Source organism: Micromonospora sp. D93 (genome assembly GCF_018070365.1).
GTDB classification, from domain to species: Bacteria; Actinomycetota; Actinomycetes; order Mycobacteriales; family Micromonosporaceae; genus Micromonospora; species Micromonospora ureilytica.
Map to the genome: position 1 here is coordinate 159,342 of NZ_JAGPXW010000013.1, position 16,966 is coordinate 176,307.

General features: G+C 70.5%; 11 protein-coding genes and 2 tRNA genes. 9 read left to right on the forward strand and 4 right to left on the reverse strand.

Annotated elements, in window-relative coordinates; all coding sequences use genetic code 11:
• Positions 1-33: 33 nt before the first annotated feature.
• A complete protein-coding gene (locus tag KBX71_RS17360; RefSeq protein WP_247683644.1) occupies positions 34-1,308 on the reverse strand; it encodes a zinc-dependent metalloprotease in 1,275 nt (424 codons plus the stop codon).
• 184 nt (positions 1,309-1,492) lie between these two features.
• Here KBX71_RS17360 and KBX71_RS17365 point away from each other — a divergent pair, with 184 nt between their 5' ends.
• The 6 genes from KBX71_RS17365 (at position 1,493) to KBX71_RS17390 (ending at position 7,577) form a co-directional block, all read left to right on the forward strand.
• Positions 1,493-2,506 carry a PDZ domain-containing protein gene (locus KBX71_RS17365; protein ID WP_205780254.1) on the forward strand — a complete coding sequence of 338 codons (1,014 nt, stop codon included), beginning with the start codon at positions 1,493-1,495 and terminating at the stop codon, positions 2,504-2,506.
• A 90-nt stretch (positions 2,507-2,596) separates the two neighbouring features.
• A complete protein-coding gene (locus KBX71_RS17370) occupies positions 2,597-5,593 on the forward strand; it encodes a UPF0182 family protein (RefSeq protein ID WP_210819045.1) in 2,997 nt (998 codons plus the stop codon).
• A gap of 188 nt (positions 5,594-5,781) precedes the next feature.
• On the forward strand, positions 5,782-6,291 hold the full coding sequence (locus KBX71_RS17375) for a SigE family RNA polymerase sigma factor (protein ID WP_210819046.1): 510 nt from the start codon (positions 5,782-5,784) through the stop codon (positions 6,289-6,291).
• A complete protein-coding gene (locus KBX71_RS17380; RefSeq protein WP_210819047.1) occupies positions 6,281-7,210 on the forward strand; it encodes a hypothetical protein in 930 nt (309 codons plus the stop codon). Before KBX71_RS17375 ends, KBX71_RS17380 begins: the two co-directional genes overlap by 11 nt.
• An 88-nt stretch (positions 7,211-7,298) precedes the next feature.
• Positions 7,299-7,372, forward strand: a tRNA-Met gene (locus KBX71_RS17385).
• Between the two features lie 128 nt (positions 7,373-7,500).
• Positions 7,501-7,577: transfer RNA gene (locus KBX71_RS17390), tRNA-Met, on the forward strand.
• Positions 7,578-7,686: 109 nt separating this feature from the next.
• Here the strand turns inward: KBX71_RS17390 and KBX71_RS17395 are convergent.
• Complete coding sequence (locus KBX71_RS17395; protein WP_210819048.1) at positions 7,687-11,460, reverse strand: S8 family serine peptidase; 3,774 nt, start codon at positions 11,458-11,460, stop codon at positions 7,687-7,689.
• 163 nt (positions 11,461-11,623) lie between these two features.
• Here KBX71_RS17395 and KBX71_RS17400 point away from each other — a divergent pair, with 163 nt between their 5' ends.
• Positions 11,624-11,878, forward strand: coding sequence for a hypothetical protein (locus KBX71_RS17400; protein WP_210819049.1), 255 nt, complete (start codon positions 11,624-11,626; stop codon positions 11,876-11,878).
• 22 nt (positions 11,879-11,900) lie between these two features.
• On the opposite strand, the gene KBX71_RS17405 is transcribed toward KBX71_RS17400, so the two are convergent.
• Positions 11,901-13,256: an ABC transporter substrate-binding protein gene (locus KBX71_RS17405; protein ID WP_210819050.1), complete on the reverse strand. Its 1,356-nt coding sequence runs from the start codon at positions 13,254-13,256 to the stop codon at positions 11,901-11,903.
• 138 nt (positions 13,257-13,394) lie between these two features.
• Here KBX71_RS17405 and KBX71_RS17410 point away from each other — a divergent pair, with 138 nt between their 5' ends.
• Positions 13,395-14,228 (forward strand): phosphoribosylaminoimidazolesuccinocarboxamide synthase, encoded by an 834-nt coding sequence (locus KBX71_RS17410; protein ID WP_210819051.1) that lies wholly within the window; start codon positions 13,395-13,397, stop codon positions 14,226-14,228.
• Between the two features lie 15 nt (positions 14,229-14,243).
• Here the strand turns inward: KBX71_RS17410 and glpK are convergent, their stop codons facing one another.
• Complete coding sequence (gene glpK, locus KBX71_RS17415; RefSeq protein WP_210819052.1) at positions 14,244-15,728, reverse strand: glycerol kinase GlpK; 1,485 nt, start codon at positions 15,726-15,728, stop codon at positions 14,244-14,246.
• Positions 15,729-15,829: 101 nt separating this feature from the next.
• On the opposite strand from glpK, the gene KBX71_RS17420 reads away from it, so the two are divergent.
• Complete coding sequence (locus KBX71_RS17420) at positions 15,830-16,768, forward strand: ribose-phosphate pyrophosphokinase (protein WP_196929654.1); 939 nt, start codon at positions 15,830-15,832, stop codon at positions 16,766-16,768.
• The last annotated feature ends 198 nt before the right edge of the window (positions 16,769-16,966 follow it).

Here is a 16,966-nt window from a genome sequence, read left to right on the forward strand (position 1 = left end):
CGGGCACCCGGGCGCGGTTTCGACGCGCGGACGTCAGGACTTGGCGTCGCCCTCGCCATCGGTCTCGTCCGACGGACCGGACTGACCCGACGGACCGGACTGACCCGACTCACCCGACGGGCCGGCCTGACCCGGGGCCTTCTCCTCCACCCCGCTGGGGGCGGTGAAGTCGAAGCTGTCCAGCTCGCTGAGGTCCATGTCGTTCATCGCGAAGGCGACCGGGTCGGCGAAGTCGTCGTCCGACGGGAGCAGGTCCGGGTGGCCCCAGACGGCGTCGCGGCCTTCGATGCCACGGTGCTGGGTGAGCGCGGCCCAGAGTGCCGCAGCCTCGCGCAGGCGGCGGGGGCGCAGTTCCAGACCGACCAGTGCGGCGAAGGTCTGCTCGGCGGGACCGCCGGCGGCCCGGCGACGGCGGAACGCCTCGCCCAACCGGACGACGTTGGGCAGCCGGTCGCTGGCGGCGTTGTCCACGACGTGGCACACCCAGCCTTCGACCAGGGCGAGTGCGGTTTCCAGGCGGGCCAGTGAGGCCTTCTGCGCCGGGGTGTCCTCCGGGGTGAAGATGCCTTCCAGGGCGATCGCCTGCATCGACTCGGGGTCGGTCGGGTCGACCCGGCCCATCGCCTCCTCGATTGCCTCCCGGTTGACCCGGATGCCCGAGGCGTACATCTCGACGGCGCTGAGCACGTGCCCACGCAGCCACGGGACGTGCTGGAACAGCCGCTGGTGGGCGGCTTCGCGCAGCGCCACGTAGAGGCGTACCTCGTCCTCGGGCAGTTCCAGGCCCTCGCCGTACGCCCGGATGTTGGCCGGGATCAGCGCGGCCGTGCCGGCCGGGCCGAGCGGCAGCCCGATGTCGCCGGCGGAGAGCACCTCCGCGGCGAGCGAACCGAGGGCCTGGCCGAGCTGACCGCCGAAGAGCGCGCCACCGAGGGAGGCCACCATCGACTGCATCGGGCCGAGCTGGGCGCGCGCCTCCGGTGGCACCAGGTCGCCCATCGCGCCGACCATCCGGCTGGCGACCGGGTCGCACAGCTTGCGCCACACGTCCAGCGTCTTGAAGATCCACTCGTTGCGGTTCCACGCAACCGGGTTCTGGATGCCGGAGGGCCACGCCGAGGCGGGCTCCAACCACAGGTCGGCCAGGCGCAGCGCCTCCTCGACCGCGTTGCGCTCGTACATCGACACGGCCGGGTCGCCGGCGGCCGAGAGCTGGCTGGCTGCTACCTGCCGGGCCAGGTCCCAGTTGACCGGCCCGCTGCCCGGCGCGGAGAGCAGGTGCTGCAACTGCGACATGAACTGCTGCATCTGCGCGGGATCGTTGGGGTCTGGTGGTTGCCCACCCGGGAGCGCGAAACCGAACGGAATATCAGGCACGACATCTACGGTACGCGGACCGCGCCCCAGGTAGCCGCCGCTGGCGTTGCGCTGAGGGCGAAGTCGCGTGGCGCATCCGGCCGGTGGACCGCGACCGGTCGGTACGCTCTGCGGCATGAGACGTCGTGGCCTGACGGTCCTGCTCGGTGCCCTGTTCACCGCCCTGCTGAGCATCGGGGTGCTCCGGGTGCCGATCCCGTACGTGGTGCTGGGCCCGGGTCCGACGGTCAACACCCTCGGCACGACCGACGGTAAGGAGGTCATCCAGGTCTCCGGTCGGGAGACCTCGACCTCGGCCGGCCAGTTGCGGCTGACCACGGTGGGGGTGCAGCCCACTGTGCGGTTGCGGGGGGCGATCGCGGGTTGGTTCTCCGACGACGAGGCGGTGGTGCCGCGCGAGCTGGTCTACCCACCGGGGGAGTCGACGGAGCAGGTCGAGCAGCGCAACGCCGAGGATTTCAAGGCGTCGCAGACCAGCGCGGAGACCGCCGCACTGCGGGAGTTGGGCTTTCCGGTGCAGGTGGTGATCAAGACGGTGGCCGGGGACGGCCCGGCGGCCGGGGCGCTGAAGGCCGGTGATCTGATCACCTCGGTCGACGGCCAGCCGGTGCCGGTGGCCTCGAAGGTCACCGAGCTGGTCCGCGCCAAGCCGGCGGGGACGGCGTTGTCCGTCGGCTACACCCGTGACGGCGTGCCGGCCACCGCGACGGTGACCAGTCAGGAGCAGGACGGCCGACCGCGGATCGGTGTCGAGATCGATCAGCAGCAGCCGCACCCGTTCACGCTCGGCATCGACCTGGGGGACATTGGCGGGCCGAGCGCCGGTCTGATGTTCGCCCTGGGGATCGTCGACAAGTTGACGCCGGCCGACCTCACCGGCGGCCAGGTCATCGCCGGCACCGGCACCATCGACGACGAGGGCACCGTCGGCCCGATCGGCGGGATCGCCCAGAAGCTGGTCGGCGCCAAGCGCGCCGGGGCCAAGGTCTTCCTCGTGCCGGCGGACAACTGCGCCGAGGCGGTCCGCAATCCGCAGCCCGATCTACCGCTGTTGCGGGTGGGCTCGTTGGACGAGGCGATGACCGCTCTGGAGACGTTGCGTGCGGGCGGACAGCCGACGCGTTGCTGACCGGTGTGACCGTGCCCCGACACGCTCAGGAACACCCCGTACTCTGGGTGCCTGGTCGGAGCCGATCATATCGAGCGTGCGGAGCCAACAGTGGTCATGCGTAGCAGCAGCCCCCTCCCGAGGATGAGCCGGCGCGGGCGCGTCACCATCGCCGTCCTGGTCGGGGTGTTCGTGCTCTTCACCCTGCTCGGCTGGGGTGTCCAGGCGTGGACCGACTGGCTCTGGTTCGACGAGGTCCGTTACACCGAGGTCTTCACCGGCGTCCTGCTCACCCGGCTGGTGCTCTTCCTCGCCATCGGCCTCGGCATGGCGGTGATCGTCGGTGGCAACCTGTGGCTGGCCTACCGGTTGCGGCCGCGACTGCGCCCGCACTCGGTGGAGCAGGCGACGCTGGAGCGCTACCGGATGGTGCTCAGCCCGCGTCTCGGCACCTGGATCTCGCTGGCCGCCGCGGTGGTCGGGCTCTTCGCCGGCCTCTCCGCGCAGAACCGGTGGAACCAGTGGCTGCTCTTCCGCAACGGCGGTGACTTCGGCGTCAAGGACCCGGAGTTCGGGGTCGACATCGGCTTCTACGTCTTCCAACTGCCGTTCTGGCGTTACCTGCTCGGGGTCGCCTTCACCGCTGTGGTGCTGGCCGTGATCGGCGCGCTTGCGGTGCACTACCTCTTCGGTGGGGTCCGCCTCCAGGGCGTCGGCGATCGGATGAGCAACGGGGCCCGCGCGCACCTGAGCACCCTGGTCGCGGTCTTCGTGCTGTTGAAGGCGATCGCGTACGTGTTGGACCGGCGGGCGATGCTGCTGGAGTACAACGAGGGCGCCAAGTTGTACGGCGCCGGCTACGCCGACGTGAACGCGTTGCTGCCGGCGAAGGAGATCCTCGCCTACATCTCGATCGTGGTGGCGATAGCGATCCTCGTGTTCTCCAACGCCTGGATGCGGAACCTGGTCTGGCCGGGGATCTCGCTGGCGCTGCTCGGCGTGTCCGCGGTGGCCATCGGTGGCATCTACCCCTGGGCGGTGCAGACCTTCGAGGTCAAGCCGAGCGCCAAGGACAAGGAAGCGCCGTACATCCAGCGCAGCATCGACGCGACGCGTGCGGCGTTCGGGTTGGGGGCCACCGAAACGACCCCGTACGCGGCGAACAACCTCACTCCACCGGGGAACCTGGCCACCGACACGTCGGTGGTGTCGAACGTGCGGCTGCTGGACCCGCAGTTGGTCAGCGAGACGTACACCCAGCTCCAGCAGGTGCGTGGCTTCTACGACTTCGGTCCGAAGCTGGACATCGACAGGTACGGGGTGAACGGCAAGGTCTCCGACTACGTGGTCGGCGTCCGCGAGATCAACTACGGCGAGTTGACCGACCAGCAGAACACCTGGATCAACAGGCACACCGTCTACACCCACGGGTACGGGCTGGTGGCCGCGCCGGCCAACCAGGTGGTCTGTGGCGGGCAGCCGTTCTTCGTCTCGGGCTTCCTCGGCGAGAAGACCCAGGAGGCGTGTTCCTCGCAGACCGAGCAGATCCCGGCCAAGCAGCCGCGCATCTACTACGGCGAGCGGATGGCGGCCGACGACTACGCCATCGTCGGGCAGGCCGACCCGAACAAGAAGGCCGAGTTCGACAGGCCGGTCGGTGAGGGTGGCGGCGAGTCCTACACCTACACCGGTGAGGGCGGTGTGGAGATCGGCTCCTTCACCCGGCGACTCCTGTACGCCATCAAGGAGCAGGAGTCGAACTTCCTGCTCTCCGAGGCGGTCAACAAGGACTCCAAGCTGCTGTACGTGCGCAACCCGCGCGACCGGGTGGAGAAGGTCGCGCCGTTCCTCACCCTGGACGGCGACCCGTACCCGGCGGTGGTCGACGGTCGGGTGCAGTGGATCGTGGACGGCTACACCACGGCGGCCTCGTACCCGTACGCCGAGAAGGTCAACCTGCAGACCGAGACCACCGACGAGTTGACGAACCGGGGCACCTTCCAGCTGGCCCGCGAGGACGTCAACTACATGCGCAACTCGGTGAAAGCCACCGTCGACGCGTACGACGGCACTGTGAAGCTGTACGAGTACGACGACACCGACCCGGTGCTCAAGGCGTGGAACAAGGCGTTCGGCGGTGACCTGGTGCTGCCGAAGGCGGAGATCCCGGTCGAGCTGACCGAGCACCTGCGCTACCCGGCGGACATGTTCAAGGTGCAGCGCAACCTGCTGACCAAGTTCCACGTGACGAACCCGGGGGACTTCTACTCGGCGCAGGACTTCTGGCAGGTGCCCAACGTGCCGGACGCTCCGGACAGCGGTCAGAAGCAGCCTCCGTACTACCTGTTCACCCAGTTCCCCGGGCAGGAGAGCCCTCGGTTCCAGCTCACCTCGGCGGTCACCCCGAACGGCCGGCAGAACCTCGCCGCGCTGATCTCCGGGTCGTACGTCGACGGGCAGCCGCGGCTGGAGGTGCTGGAGTTGCCGGATCAGACCCGGATCTCCGGCCCGGTGCAGGTGCACCAGCAGATGACCAACAACGCGAACATCCGTCAGCAGCTCAACCTGCTCTCCAGCAACCAGGCGCAGGTGCAGTACGGCAACCTGCTCTCGTTGCCCTTCGCCGACGGGATGCTCTACGTCGAGCCGGTCTACGTGAAGAGCAACCAGCAGGACGCGTACCCGCTGTTGCAGAAGGTGCTGGTCTCGTACGGTGACGGTGGCTCCTTCGTGGTGCTCGCCGACAACATCAACGACGGCATCAAGCAGTTGGTCGAGCAGGGCAAGAAGGCCGGGCAGGGCACGTCGCCGCCTCCGACGACCGGAGGCAACCCGACGAACCCGACGCCGACGCCTTCGGGATCGGCGGCACCGACGCCAACGCCGACGGGGACCCCGAGCCCCGGCACCCCACCGCCGGCCGGTGATCTGGCTGCCGCAGCGGACCGGGTGCAGACCGCGATCACCGAGGTCCGGGCCGCGCAGACGTCCGGCGACTTCGAGCGGTACGGGCGTGCGCTGAAGGCCCTCGACGAGGCGCTCACCGCGTTCCAGCAGGCGCAGCAGGCCGCTGGTGCGCCGGGTGCCACCCCGAGCGCTGGCGGCTGACCCGCCACCGCACGGAGCTCTTCGCCGAGCCCCCGCCGTTCGGACCACTCCAGGTCCGAACGGCGGGGGCTCTGCCGTGTCCTGTCTATGGGTATCTGTCACGTCACCGACAGCACCGTCCAGCCCCGCAACCTGCGACGCCGGTCCGCCGTCCTCATTGCGACGGGGTGGGAACGAGGGGGTCAGCCGTGCGGGACGCGCAGAGCTTCGATGACTTCTACCGCAGCACCGCTCGGCGGATGGTGCGGTACGGCTACGCGGTCGCTGGCGACCACGGTGAGGCACAGGATCTGGTGCAGGAGGCGTACACCCGGGCCTGGCGGCAGTGGGGGCGACTGTCGTCGCATCCGGCGCCGGAGGCGTGGCTGCGGCTCGTGGTGGCCCGGCTGGCGACCGACCGGTGGCGACGTCTGCACCGTTGGCGGGTGGTGTTGAGCCGTTCGGGGCCACCGGCGGTCGCACCCCCGCCGAGCGAGGACGGGGTGCTCCTGGTCGGAGCGCTCCGACAGTTGCCCGCCACGCACCGGCAGGCGCTGGCCCTGCACTACCTCTTCGACATGTCCGTCGAGGAGATCGCCCGGGAGACCGACGTCCCGGTCGGCACCGTGAAGTCCTGGCTGTTCCGAGGCCGGTCCCGGCTGGCCGCGCTGTTGCCCGACCTCAGCGCCGTGGAGTTGGAGGCGAACGATGTCAGGTGAACTGTCTGACCTGTACCGGTCGCTCGGCACCGTCGCGGACGGCCACGAGCTGACGCATCCCGAGTCGGTGCGGCGGTTAGCCGACCGGCGGGCCCGAGTCCGGGTCGCGGGCTCGGCGTGTGCGGTGGCTCTGCTCGTCGGCGGGGTGGCCGTCGGCGGCCGACTGGCGTACCCGGCGGACGGCGGCGCGACGCTGCCGCCGCCCGCCGACCTGCCTGGTCCCGTGCCGACCGGGGCGAGTGTGCTGCCGTCACCGACGACGCCGGCGTTGACAGCGCCGTCCCGGACGCCGTCGTCCACCGCCCCGAGCGGCACGCCGTCGCGCCCGCCCAGCGGTCCGGTAGCACCGCAGCCGCCCACGTCGATCCCGGACCGCGCCTTTTTCGTGCTGGCGGCCCCGAACCGGACCGGTGTGGAGTCGCGGGGGGAGGGGCCGGCTCTGCCGACGCTCTGCGGGCGGCGGCTGCCCAGCGACTCGGCGATGGTTGAGCGCCGTGGTCGGTATCTGGCCTACAAGTTGCCGGAGACGCCGACGGGAAACGTGCCGGACGGCAGCTACCGGCACACCATCACCATCTACCGGACGGGCCGCGCCGACGACGCGTTGCGGGAGTTGCGGCAGGCCGTGCGCGGCTGCCCCGACCAGAAGTTGCCCGACGACGGCAGGACGTGGCGGCAGCGACTGCTGCCCTCCGGGGTGTACGGGGACGAGTCGGTGTTGTTCGAGATGCGGGCCCCGATGCCGGACGGGATGGGCGAGCCCGGTTCGGACGAGGTCCGGCTGGTCCGGGCGGTCCGGATCGACGACGTGGTCACGGTGCTCTGGGAGCAGGGTTGGGAGTACACGGCCGCCGAGCGGACCCAGGTCGACGCCGACAGTCGGCGGGCGGTGGCGGCGATCGAGAACTGGCTCGACTGACGGAGGCCCAGGTCAGGGGTGTCGGTGGAAGCGGTATCGGCGTCGCTTTGCGGTGTCCCGGGTCGGTGCGCTACGGTTATCGAGCCGACGCGGGGTGGAGCAGCTCGGTAGCTCGCTGGGCTCATAACCCAGAGGTCGCAGGTTCAAATCCTGTCCCCGCTACGAGAAACATCGAAAGCCCGTTTCCGGTTCACCGGAGGCGGGCTTTCGACATTCCGGGGTGTCGGCACAGCGGATGGCGACCCCACTGATCATCGCCCGGAACGGGTGAGTTAGTCTTAACCAGTCGACGCGGGGTGGAGCAGCTCGGTAGCTCGCTGGGCTCATAACCCAGAGGTCGCAGGTTCAAATCCTGTCCCCGCTACCACTGAAAGTGAAACGAAGCCGGCCCCCACACTGTGGGGGCCGGCTTCGTTTGGTGCATGCGGGCCCGCAAAGGGGCCGGCACCACACAGGCGCCGGCCCCCGGGCGGGTTCTACCGCAGGCCGAAGGCCCGGGTGACGGTCTGGGTGACGCCGCCACCGTTGCGCTGCTTGGCGGTGACCCGGATCGACACGAAGTCGGCCCGGTGCGGCGCGGTCAAAGACGCCTGCCAGGTGCCCTTCTTCTCCTTCAGGCCTTGCCGCTGCCAGGTCGCCCCGTCGTCGTAGGAGATCTCCAGCTGGAGCGACGACACGGCGTCCCGAGCCGCGGTGCTGCCCACCACCACGGGCGTGATCGCGAAATCGGTTCGGCGCTTCGTCCGACCCGCGAGGTCCACGTCCGTTCCGTAGTCCAGTTGGACCAGCGGGATGGCCTGCACCTCCGCGCTGCCGCCGGAGACGAAGCTCCACTCGGTGTGCGTGGCGGTTGAGTACGGGCTGAACTCGGGCTTGCCAGTGGTCTCGACGACCAGTCGGTACGGCAGCTTCTCCGGTGACAGGTCACCGGCGCCGACCTCCGGCCAGCCGTCGAACTGGGTCAGCTGCTTGTCGCCCTGATAGAACGTGGCGATCTGCGACATGCTGGCCCCGCCGCTGTGTGCGGCGCCCGCGTCGCCGAACCCCTGGATGTACGCGCTCATGGCGGTCTCACCGCGGAACGGGATTTCGGTGCTGAGCAGCCGTGGTCGGGTGATGGGCCCGAACCAGCGGTCCTTCTGGACGCTGCCCGGCCGGTAGGCGATGGCCTCCGTGTTGGACCGCGCCCAGTCGGCGACGTCGGCGTACTGCATCCACTTGATGCCACCGCCTGCGGAGACCCAGTCGGTACGCGGGCCCGGCGCGACCGGCTCGAACGGGAACGGGCGTGCCGCAAAGTACTCGTACGGCGGGAAGTCCATCCGCGTCTCGCTCGACTGCTTCCCCGGGGGCGGGGAGAAGGTGAGATCGATCCGGGCGAGGTTGCGGGGGTCGGTCTTGGCGGACGGGTCCTTCGGCACCCCGCCGCGGTGGTAGTCCACCAGGTCGTACAGGTACTTCGCCGTGGGGTGGGCGACGACGACCAGTCGTACCGTGTTGCGGCCCGCGGCGGTGATCTTCTGGATCAGCGCCTCGCCCTCGTCCATGGTCACCGAGGCCACCGGGATCGGCCCGGTCGTCACGGCGTCGGGGTTGCCGTACCAGTCGCTCTTGCGGCCCGGCCGGTCGTTGACCACGACGAGCATCGCCGCACCGGCGGTGTGCGCCGCCGCGGCCTGATCCGTGGGGGTCACCGAGTCGTCGCCGCGGACGACCACTGCCTTGCCGCGGGCGGAGAGGCCGGCGTAGTCGGCGGTGCCGCCGACGCCCGCGAAGACGGCGTCCAGGCGCGAGGTGCCGTCGGGCAGCGGCGGGGAGCCGGGCTGCGCGAGCGGGTCGCTGAGGTGCCGGCCGTGGTAGCTGATCGCCAGCGGCGTCTGCTCGGCGCGAATCCGGGTGGTGAAGACGAAGCTGCCCTTCTTCACCTTGTCCCCGGTCGGCAGGGCCCACAGGCTGTCGTAGGCGGCGCCCGGCCAGAACGTCTCGCGGAGGGCGCTCCAGTCGGTCGGTGTCGGCTCGCTCGAGGTGAAGGAGCGGTAGACGTCGATTCTGCTGTTGACGACGGCGGTCGGCTGGGGTGTCGCCACCTTCACCTGGCGGGCCCGCGCGGCGTCGAGTTCCACGACCCGGTTGGCCGTGAGATCGACCTCGGGAGCGGTCAGCATCGCGAGCCCGAGGGAGCGGGGCCCGTGCAGACCCTCCACGTCGGCCGCCGCGACGACCGTGTAGGAGCCGGGCGCCAGGCGGGCGGTGAGCTTGCCGTCCGGCACCCACATGAAGGCGGAGCCGGTCTCGGCGTTGACGACCTCGACCTCGCCGCTCATGGGCCGGCCGTCGCGGTCCTTCAGGTGGATGGTGAGGTCGTACTTCTTGGACTCGACGGCGACCCCGACGGCCGTGTGCACCTCGCCGGCGGCGAAGCGGGCCGTGACCTGGGCGGAGTACCTGCCGGCGGGAAGGCCGGCCGGGGCCACCACGACATCGACTGTCGCGCTCCCGTGAGCGGGCACCGTGACGCGGTCTGCGGTTGCGGTGAACGTCTGCGCGGGGGAGCTGCCGTGGTCGACGGAGAGCGCCAACGCGATCGGGCTGTCCGTGGTGTTGGTGTAGGTGATCGTCCGCTTGATCGGCTGTGGTGCGGTGCCCCAGCCGACGAGTCCGGCGTCCACCGACCCGGATGCGACGATCTGGTCCTGGTGGTAGGCGGCGGCGACGTTCAACCGACCGCTACCGGCCTGGTAGGCGTTGTAGTCGGGCGTGCGGACGCTGGTGCCCATCAGCGCGTCCTTGATCTGCCGCGCACTCCAGGTCTGGTGTTTCTGCGCCAGCAGTGCGGCAGCCCCGGCGACGTGCGGCGCCGCCATCGAGGTGCCACTGTCGACGTAGTAGTAGCCCTCGCCCCAGGAGATGTGCTGCGAGCGTGCCGCCAGCACGTCCACACCGGGAGCGGTCATGTCGGGCTTGAGGGCCTCGTCGTTCATTCGGGGTCCGACGCTGGAGAAGTCCGCCAGGTGGTCGGAGGCATCCACCGCGCCGATGGTCAGCGCGGCGTCCGCGGTGCCCGGCGCACCAAGGGTGTACGGATCTGGCCCGCTGTTGCCGGCGGCGACGACGAAGAGCGCACCCGTCTCGGCGGTCAGTTGGTTGACGGCCTGGCTCAGCGGGTCGTCCTGGGTGTGCCACGCGCTCACGCCGAGGCTCATGTTGATCACTTTGGCATGCTCGGCCCGCGCCGCCCACTCCATGCCCGCGATGATCCCGGAGATCGACCCGCTGCCGTACTCGTCGAGGACCTTGCCGATCACCAGGTCGGCGTCAGGGGCCACGCCCCGTTCCCTACCGCCGGAGGCGGCGCCCGTCCCGGCGACGGTGGAGGCGGTGTGGGTGCCGTGCCCGTTCCGGTCGATCACGTCCTGGCCGGGGATGAAGCTCCGGGAGGCCACCACCCGGTCGGCGAGATCCGGGTGGGTGGTGTCCACCCCGCTGTCCAGGACGGCGACCCGGACACCGTCGCCGGTGCCACCCGCGGCCCACGCCGCGGGCGCCCCGATCTGGGCGGTGGTGTCGGCCAGGGTGGCCTTCGCCCTGCCGTCGAGCCACACCTTGTCGACGCCCGCCGTGAAGGAGGGTGCCGGGGCGGCAGCGCTGCGGCCGGTCGGCGACTGTCGGTCGGTGAGGGCCGACCAGAAGTCCGCGGCCTGCGATCGGCGGGTACGGATCGCCTCACCACGTACCGAGGGGAGCTCCATCGTGGTCCGAGCGCCCGGCAGGGTGGTGCCGGTCCTGAGCTTCGCCGAACCCGTCGTGCGGGTGACGATCAGGGGGAGTTCGGCGGTCCGCGTGTCGTCGTAACCCTCAGCGATGAGCTGGGTGACGTCGAACAGCTGCTTGTCGAGTCGACCGGTCGCGAGGTAGGGCACCGCCTCGTCCGGGTACACATAGGTGTCCCGGCCCTCGGTGGAGATGCGCACGGAGCCGGTGGCGCCCGGCGCGCGCTTGACGTCCACCGAGGGTGTCGCCCCCTGGACGCCCGGGGTCACCGTCACCCGGTCGCCGGTGATCAGGGTGACCGTGACGGGTGTGCGGTCCGCGTTGCCGCTCGGAGCGGGTCTCGTCGGCGGCGGTGTGGGCGGCGGCGCGCCGTGTGCCGCCGTGGGGGTGAGGAGAGCGGCGACGAGGGTGACGCCGACCGCTGCCGCCGCAGATCTTCGGGTGCGAGAGATCCGCGCACTGTCTACAGAGTTGACCATGAGGCGAATCCGATCACCTCAAGAGATTCATGTAAAGATCATCGTCTTTGCCAGGACATTGCCAGCACGTTGCGCGCTGACCGGGAGGCTTTCGGACGATCCGGTCCCGTGATTCGGCGTGGACCGACGTGCCGAGGTTGCACCCTTCGGCGAGGATGGGCACATGTCTTCATTCGGTAAGTGGTGGGGCCGCCTGAGCGCGGTCTTCGGTGCGGTAGTACTGGCGGTCTTCGTCCCCGTGGCGGCCTGGGCGTCCACGGGCACCGGCGAACTCGTCGTGGAGGCCGCCCGGCGGCGAGGCCGCAGCGGCTTCGGGGTGCTCCCGCTGCTCTGCTGCCTGGTGGTGGTCGCGATCGTCGTGTTCCTGGTGCTGCGTCTGATGCGCAACCGCCGGGGTGGCGGCGGCCCGCAGCGCTGACCGGGTCGGCGCCGCCGACGGGTCACCAGCGGCCGGCTCCGGGCTGGCCGCCGGTGCTCACGGCCGCCAGGGCCGCGATGGCCTGGGACAGGAAGCGCGCGGTGGCCTCGCGGGTGCCGTCGCGCTTGACCCGGATGCGCTCGGCGGCGGTGACCAGCAGGGTACGCACCTTGGCGTGCCCCTGGGGCGGCGGCGCCGGCGCCGGCCCCAGCAGGTCGGCGATGCTGGCGCCGAACACGGCGGCCCGTCGCTGGGCCGGGTCGGTGATGCTGCCCTCGGCGTAGCGGCGGACCGCGGCACTGGCGTTCAGCCCACGCTCGTGGCCGAGGATGGCGCCAACCTCACCATTGTTGGTCAAAAAGTTGATCACGTCGGCGACCGTGTCCGGGTGGCGGGTGCCCCGGAACGCCGCCCAGTACATCGACGCCCGCGCCCACTGCGCCCCCGGCGGGCCGGGGAAGCCGACGATGCCCAACTCGGACTCGGTGAGTCGTTGCAGCTCCGGTAGCTGGTGCGACCAGGCGAAGGACGCGGCGGTCACCCCGTTGACCACAAGTTGTCGGGCCGGCTCGCCGCTGTCGGCCTGCTCGACAAGCGCCGCGCTCGGCGTGGCCCGCCCCCTGCGGGCCCGCTGCCACAGCTCGAACCACGCGATCAGCTCGTCCGCGCCGAAGCCGAGCTGGTTGCCCCGGTAGAACTCACCGCCCTGCGACCGCAGCCAGAGCCAGAGCGCCCGGTAGTCGCCCGACCCGTCCATGGTGCCGGCGACCCGGCGGTCGCTGGCCTCGGTGACCTGCGTGGCCCAGGAGATGTAGTCGGCCCAGGTCATCCCGGCGCGTGGCTCCGGCATCTGCAGCTCCCGCAGCAGGTCCCGGTTGAACACCACGACGGCGTGGGTCTGCGCGGCGGCCACCGCCATCGTCCGTCCCTCCACCGTGCCGTAACGGATCAGACCCTCCGGCAGGCCCCGAAGATCCAGGTGGTGGTCGGTGAGGTCGAGGATGACCTGACGTTGGGTGTACTCGGTCAGCATGGCGTCGTCGATCTGGATCAGATCCGGTACGTTCCCGCCGCCCGCCTGGGTGGCCAGCCGGTCGTAGTAGCCGTCGGCGCCCTGCCAGGTGACCCGGAAGGTGACCCGGGGGTTGCGATTCGAGTAGAGCCGAAGCGCCTTCTCGGTGAGCTCGGCCCGCTTGGTGCCACCCCACCAGAAGACCGACAGCTCGACGGGCCCGTCCTGGGTCGAGGTGGCAGCGTCGTCGCTGCACCCCGCCAGCCCGCCGGACGCGAGCAGAGGTGCGCCGAGCAGCGCGCTGAGCAGTCGGCGCCGGCCCGGGTCTGCGCCGAGGCGGTCGAGCTGGTGTCGAACAACGGGCACGGGGCTCTCCTGGACCTACGGGGGTGGCGGTCGGACCATTCACGCAGGCAGCGCACGAAGGTGTCAACGTCCGTCCGGTCACCCTCGGCTGGGTGGTCGAATCAGGGCCTTCCAATGTCGCGTGGTGTACTAGGGCGCGTGGAACTTCTGCACTCGGGCAAGGTTCGGGACATCTACGCCGACGGCGACGACCTGATCCTGGTGGCCTCGGATCGCATCTCGATCTACGACGTGGCGCTGCCGACGCCGATCCCGGACAAGGGTCGCCTGCTCACCGCGCTCTCGCTCTGGTGGTTCGAGCAGCTCGCCGACCTGGTGCCGAACCACGTCATCTCGGCCACCGACGTGCCCGCCGAGTTCGCCGGGCGGGCCATCCGCTGCCAGCGGCTGGACATCATCCCGGTCGAGTGCGTCGCCCGCGGATATCTGACCGGTGGCGGCCTGAAGGAGTACGAGCAGACCGGCGCGGTCTCCGGTTTGCCACTGCCGCGGGGGCTCGGCGAGGCGTCGATCCTGCCCGAGCCGATCTTCACGCCGTCGAGCAAGGCGCCGGCGGGTGAGCACGACGAGCCCATCACGTACGACGACGTGGTGGACACTGTGGGTCAGGCCACCGCCGAGCGGCTGCGCCAGATCACCCTCGACGTCTACCGGCGCGGTGCCGAGCTGGCCGCCGACCGGGGCATCCTGGTCGCCGACACCAAGATCGAGCTGGGCTGGGCCCCGGACGGCACCCTGGTTCTCGCCGACGAGCTGCTCACCTCCGACTCGTCGCGGTTCTGGCCGGCCGAGTCGTACCAGCCGGGCCGGGTGCAGTTCTCCTACGACAAGCAGTACGTGCGGGACTGGGCCACCGGCAGCGGCTGGGACAAGCAGGGCCCCGCACCGGACGTGCCGGCCGAGGTGGTCGAGGCGACCCGGGCCCGCTACGTGGAGGTCTACGAGAAGCTCACCGGCAACCGCTGGGAGTGACCGCCGGACCGGCGATCACTCCACCCAGTCGAGGGTGCGCTGCACGGCCTTGCGCCACTGACGCAGCTCCTCCTCGCGCAGGTCCGGGGCCATGGTCGGCTCCCACTGCGCATCGGAGCGCCACTGGGCCCGCAGGGTGGCCAGGTCCGGCCAGAAACCAACCGCCAGACCGGCCGCGTACGCGGCGCCCAGGCAGGTGGTCTCGGTGATCCGGGAGCGGACCACCGGCACGTCGAGCACATCGGCGAGGAACTGCATCAGCAGGCCGTTGGCGGTCATCCCGCCGTCAACCCGGAGCCGGCGCAGCGCCACATCCGAGTCGGCGTTCATCGCGTCGACCACCTCGCGGGTCTGCCACGCCGACGCCTCCAGCGCCGCGCGCGCCAGGTGTCCCTTGGTGATGTAACCGGTCAGGCCGGCGATCACCCCCCGTGCGTCGCTGCGCCAGTGCGGAGCGAACAGCCCCGAGAACGCCGGCACCACGTAGCAGCCGCCGTTGTCGTCCACGGTGCGGGCCAACTCCTCCACCTCGGCGGCCGTGGAGATCAGCCCGAGGTTGTCCCGCAGCCACTGCACAAGTGAGCCGGTGACCGCGATGGCGCCTTCGAGGGCGTACGCCGGTGGTTGGTCCTTGATCCGGTAGGCGACAGTGGTGAGCAGGCCGTGCGTCGACGGGACCGGGCTGGCGCCGGTGTTGAGCAGCAGGAAGCTGCCGGTGCCGTAGGTGCACTTCGCCTCACCCGGCTGGAAGCAGGTCTGCCCGAACAGGGCGGCCTGCTGGTCGCCGAGCGCACTGGCCACCGGCACCCCGGCGAGGACCCCACCGGCCGTGCCGTACACCTCGGCGGAGCAGCGGATCTGCGGCAGCATCGCCGCCGGAACGCCCATCGCGTCCAGCAGCTCCGGCGCCCAGTCCAGGGTCGTGAGGTCCATCAGCATGGTCCGGCTGGCGTTCGTCACGTCGGTGACGTGCTCGCCTGTCAACTTCCAGATCAGCCAGCTGTCCATGGTGCCGAAGAGCACCTCGCCGCGCTCGGCGCGCTCGCGCAGGCCGTCGACCTCGTCGAGCAGCCAGCGCAGCTTCGGACCGGCGAAGTAGGTGGCCAGCGGCAGGCCCGTGCGGGTCCGGAACTGCTCCTCGCCGTACGCCGAGGCAAGCTCGCGCAGCAGCGGCCCGGTCCGGGTGTCCTGCCAGACGATGGCGTTGGCCACCGGGCGGCCGGTGGCCCGGTCCCAGACGACAGTGGTCTCCCGTTGGTTGGTGATGCCGACGGCGGCCAATCCGGACGGGTCGGTGCCCGCGGACCGCAGCGCCTCGGCGACCACCTGCTGGACGTTGTCCCAGATCTCCTCGGCGTCGTGCTCCACCCAACCCGGTCGGGGGAAGATCTGCCGGTGCTCGCGCTGGGCCACGGCGACGATGTCCCCGGCCCGGTCGAAGACGATGCACCGCGAGGAGGTGGTGCCCTGGTCGATGGCGGCGACGTACTGGGGGGTCACCGCAGCACCGTACCCGGACGACGGCGCGGCGCGACAGGCGTCACTGTGGGTTCCGGCCCGCCGCCGACGGTGGCGATCCGCTTCGCCTACGATGTGCGAACGTGCGCGACATCGCAGTTTTCAGTGGAACCGCCCATCCCGACCTGGCTGCCGAGATCTGCGCCCACCTGGGGGTGCCGCTGCACCCGGTGCGGGTCTCCCGGTTCGCGAACGACTGTCTGGAAGTCCAGTTGCAGGCCAACTGCCGGGAGCGGGACGTCTTCCTGATCCAGCCACTGGTGCCGCCGGTGCAGGAGCACCTGGTCGAGCTGCTGCTGATGATCGACGCTGCCCGGGGTGCGTCCGCCGGTCGGATCACCGTGGTGCTGCCGCACTATGCGTACGCCCGGTCGGACAAGAAGGACGCGCCGCGGATCTCGATCGGCGCGCGGCTCGTCGCTGACCTGCTCACCTCGGCCGGGGCGGACCGGGTGCTCGCGATGACCCTGCACTCGCCGCAGGTGCACGGCTTCTTCAGCGTCCCGGTGGACCACCTGCACGCGCTGCGGGAGCTGGCCACCCACTTCCGCCGCTACGACCTCAGCAACGCAGTGGTGGTCTCGCCGGACCTGGGCAACGCCAAGGAGGCCGCGGCCTTCGCCCGGCTGCTCGGCACGCCGGTCGCGGCCGGGGCGAAGCAGCGGTTCAGCGACGACCTGGTCAAGATCAGCGCGGTGATCGGGGACGTGGCCGACCGGGACGTCATCGTGCTGGACGACGAGATCGCCAAGGGCAGCACTGTGGTCGAGCTGATGGAGCATCTGCGCGGCCTGAAGGTCCGGTCGATCCGGCTCGCCTGCACGCACGGCCTCTTCTCCGGCGACGCGCTGCAGAGGCTCAGCGACCAGGAGGGCGTCCTGGAGATCGTCTGCACCAACACGGTGCCCATCCCGGACGCCAAGCGGGTCCCCAAGTTGCAGGTCCTGTCGGTGGCTCCCGCCCTGGCCGAGGCGACGCGCCGAATCCACAACGGCGAATCCGTCTCCGCCCTCTTCGCCTAACGAGCCCCTCCCTAGCCCTCCAGTCCGCGCGATCTTGCGGTTTCTGTCGCGACAAAAGGGACTATTCCCCTCATCCCGACAACCGTAAACGCAAGATCGCCGCAACGTCCGGCCTGGCCTGCGTCGATCATGGAGTTGTGGTGCCCCGCATAAGGGGCGCATACGGAGCTGTCGCTCACCACGACTCCATGATCGACC

Bases quoted from the DNA above. Each gene is read 5' to 3' on its own strand.
- KBX71_RS17360 (WP_247683644.1), bottom strand. From the start codon at position 1,308: ATGCAGCAGTTCATGTCGCAGTTGCAGCACCTGCTCTCCGCGCCGGGC.
- KBX71_RS17380 (WP_210819047.1), top strand. From the start codon at position 6,281: ATGTCAGGTGAACTGTCTGACCTGTACCGGTCGCTCGGCACCGTCGCG.
- KBX71_RS17395 (WP_210819048.1), bottom strand. From the start codon at position 11,460: ATGGTCAACTCTGTAGACAGTGCGCGGATCTCTCGCACCCGAAGATCT.
- KBX71_RS17400 (WP_210819049.1), top strand. From the start codon at position 11,624: ATGTCTTCATTCGGTAAGTGGTGGGGCCGCCTGAGCGCGGTCTTCGGT.
- KBX71_RS17365 (WP_205780254.1), top strand. From the start codon at position 1,493: ATGAGACGTCGTGGCCTGACGGTCCTGCTCGGTGCCCTGTTCACCGCC.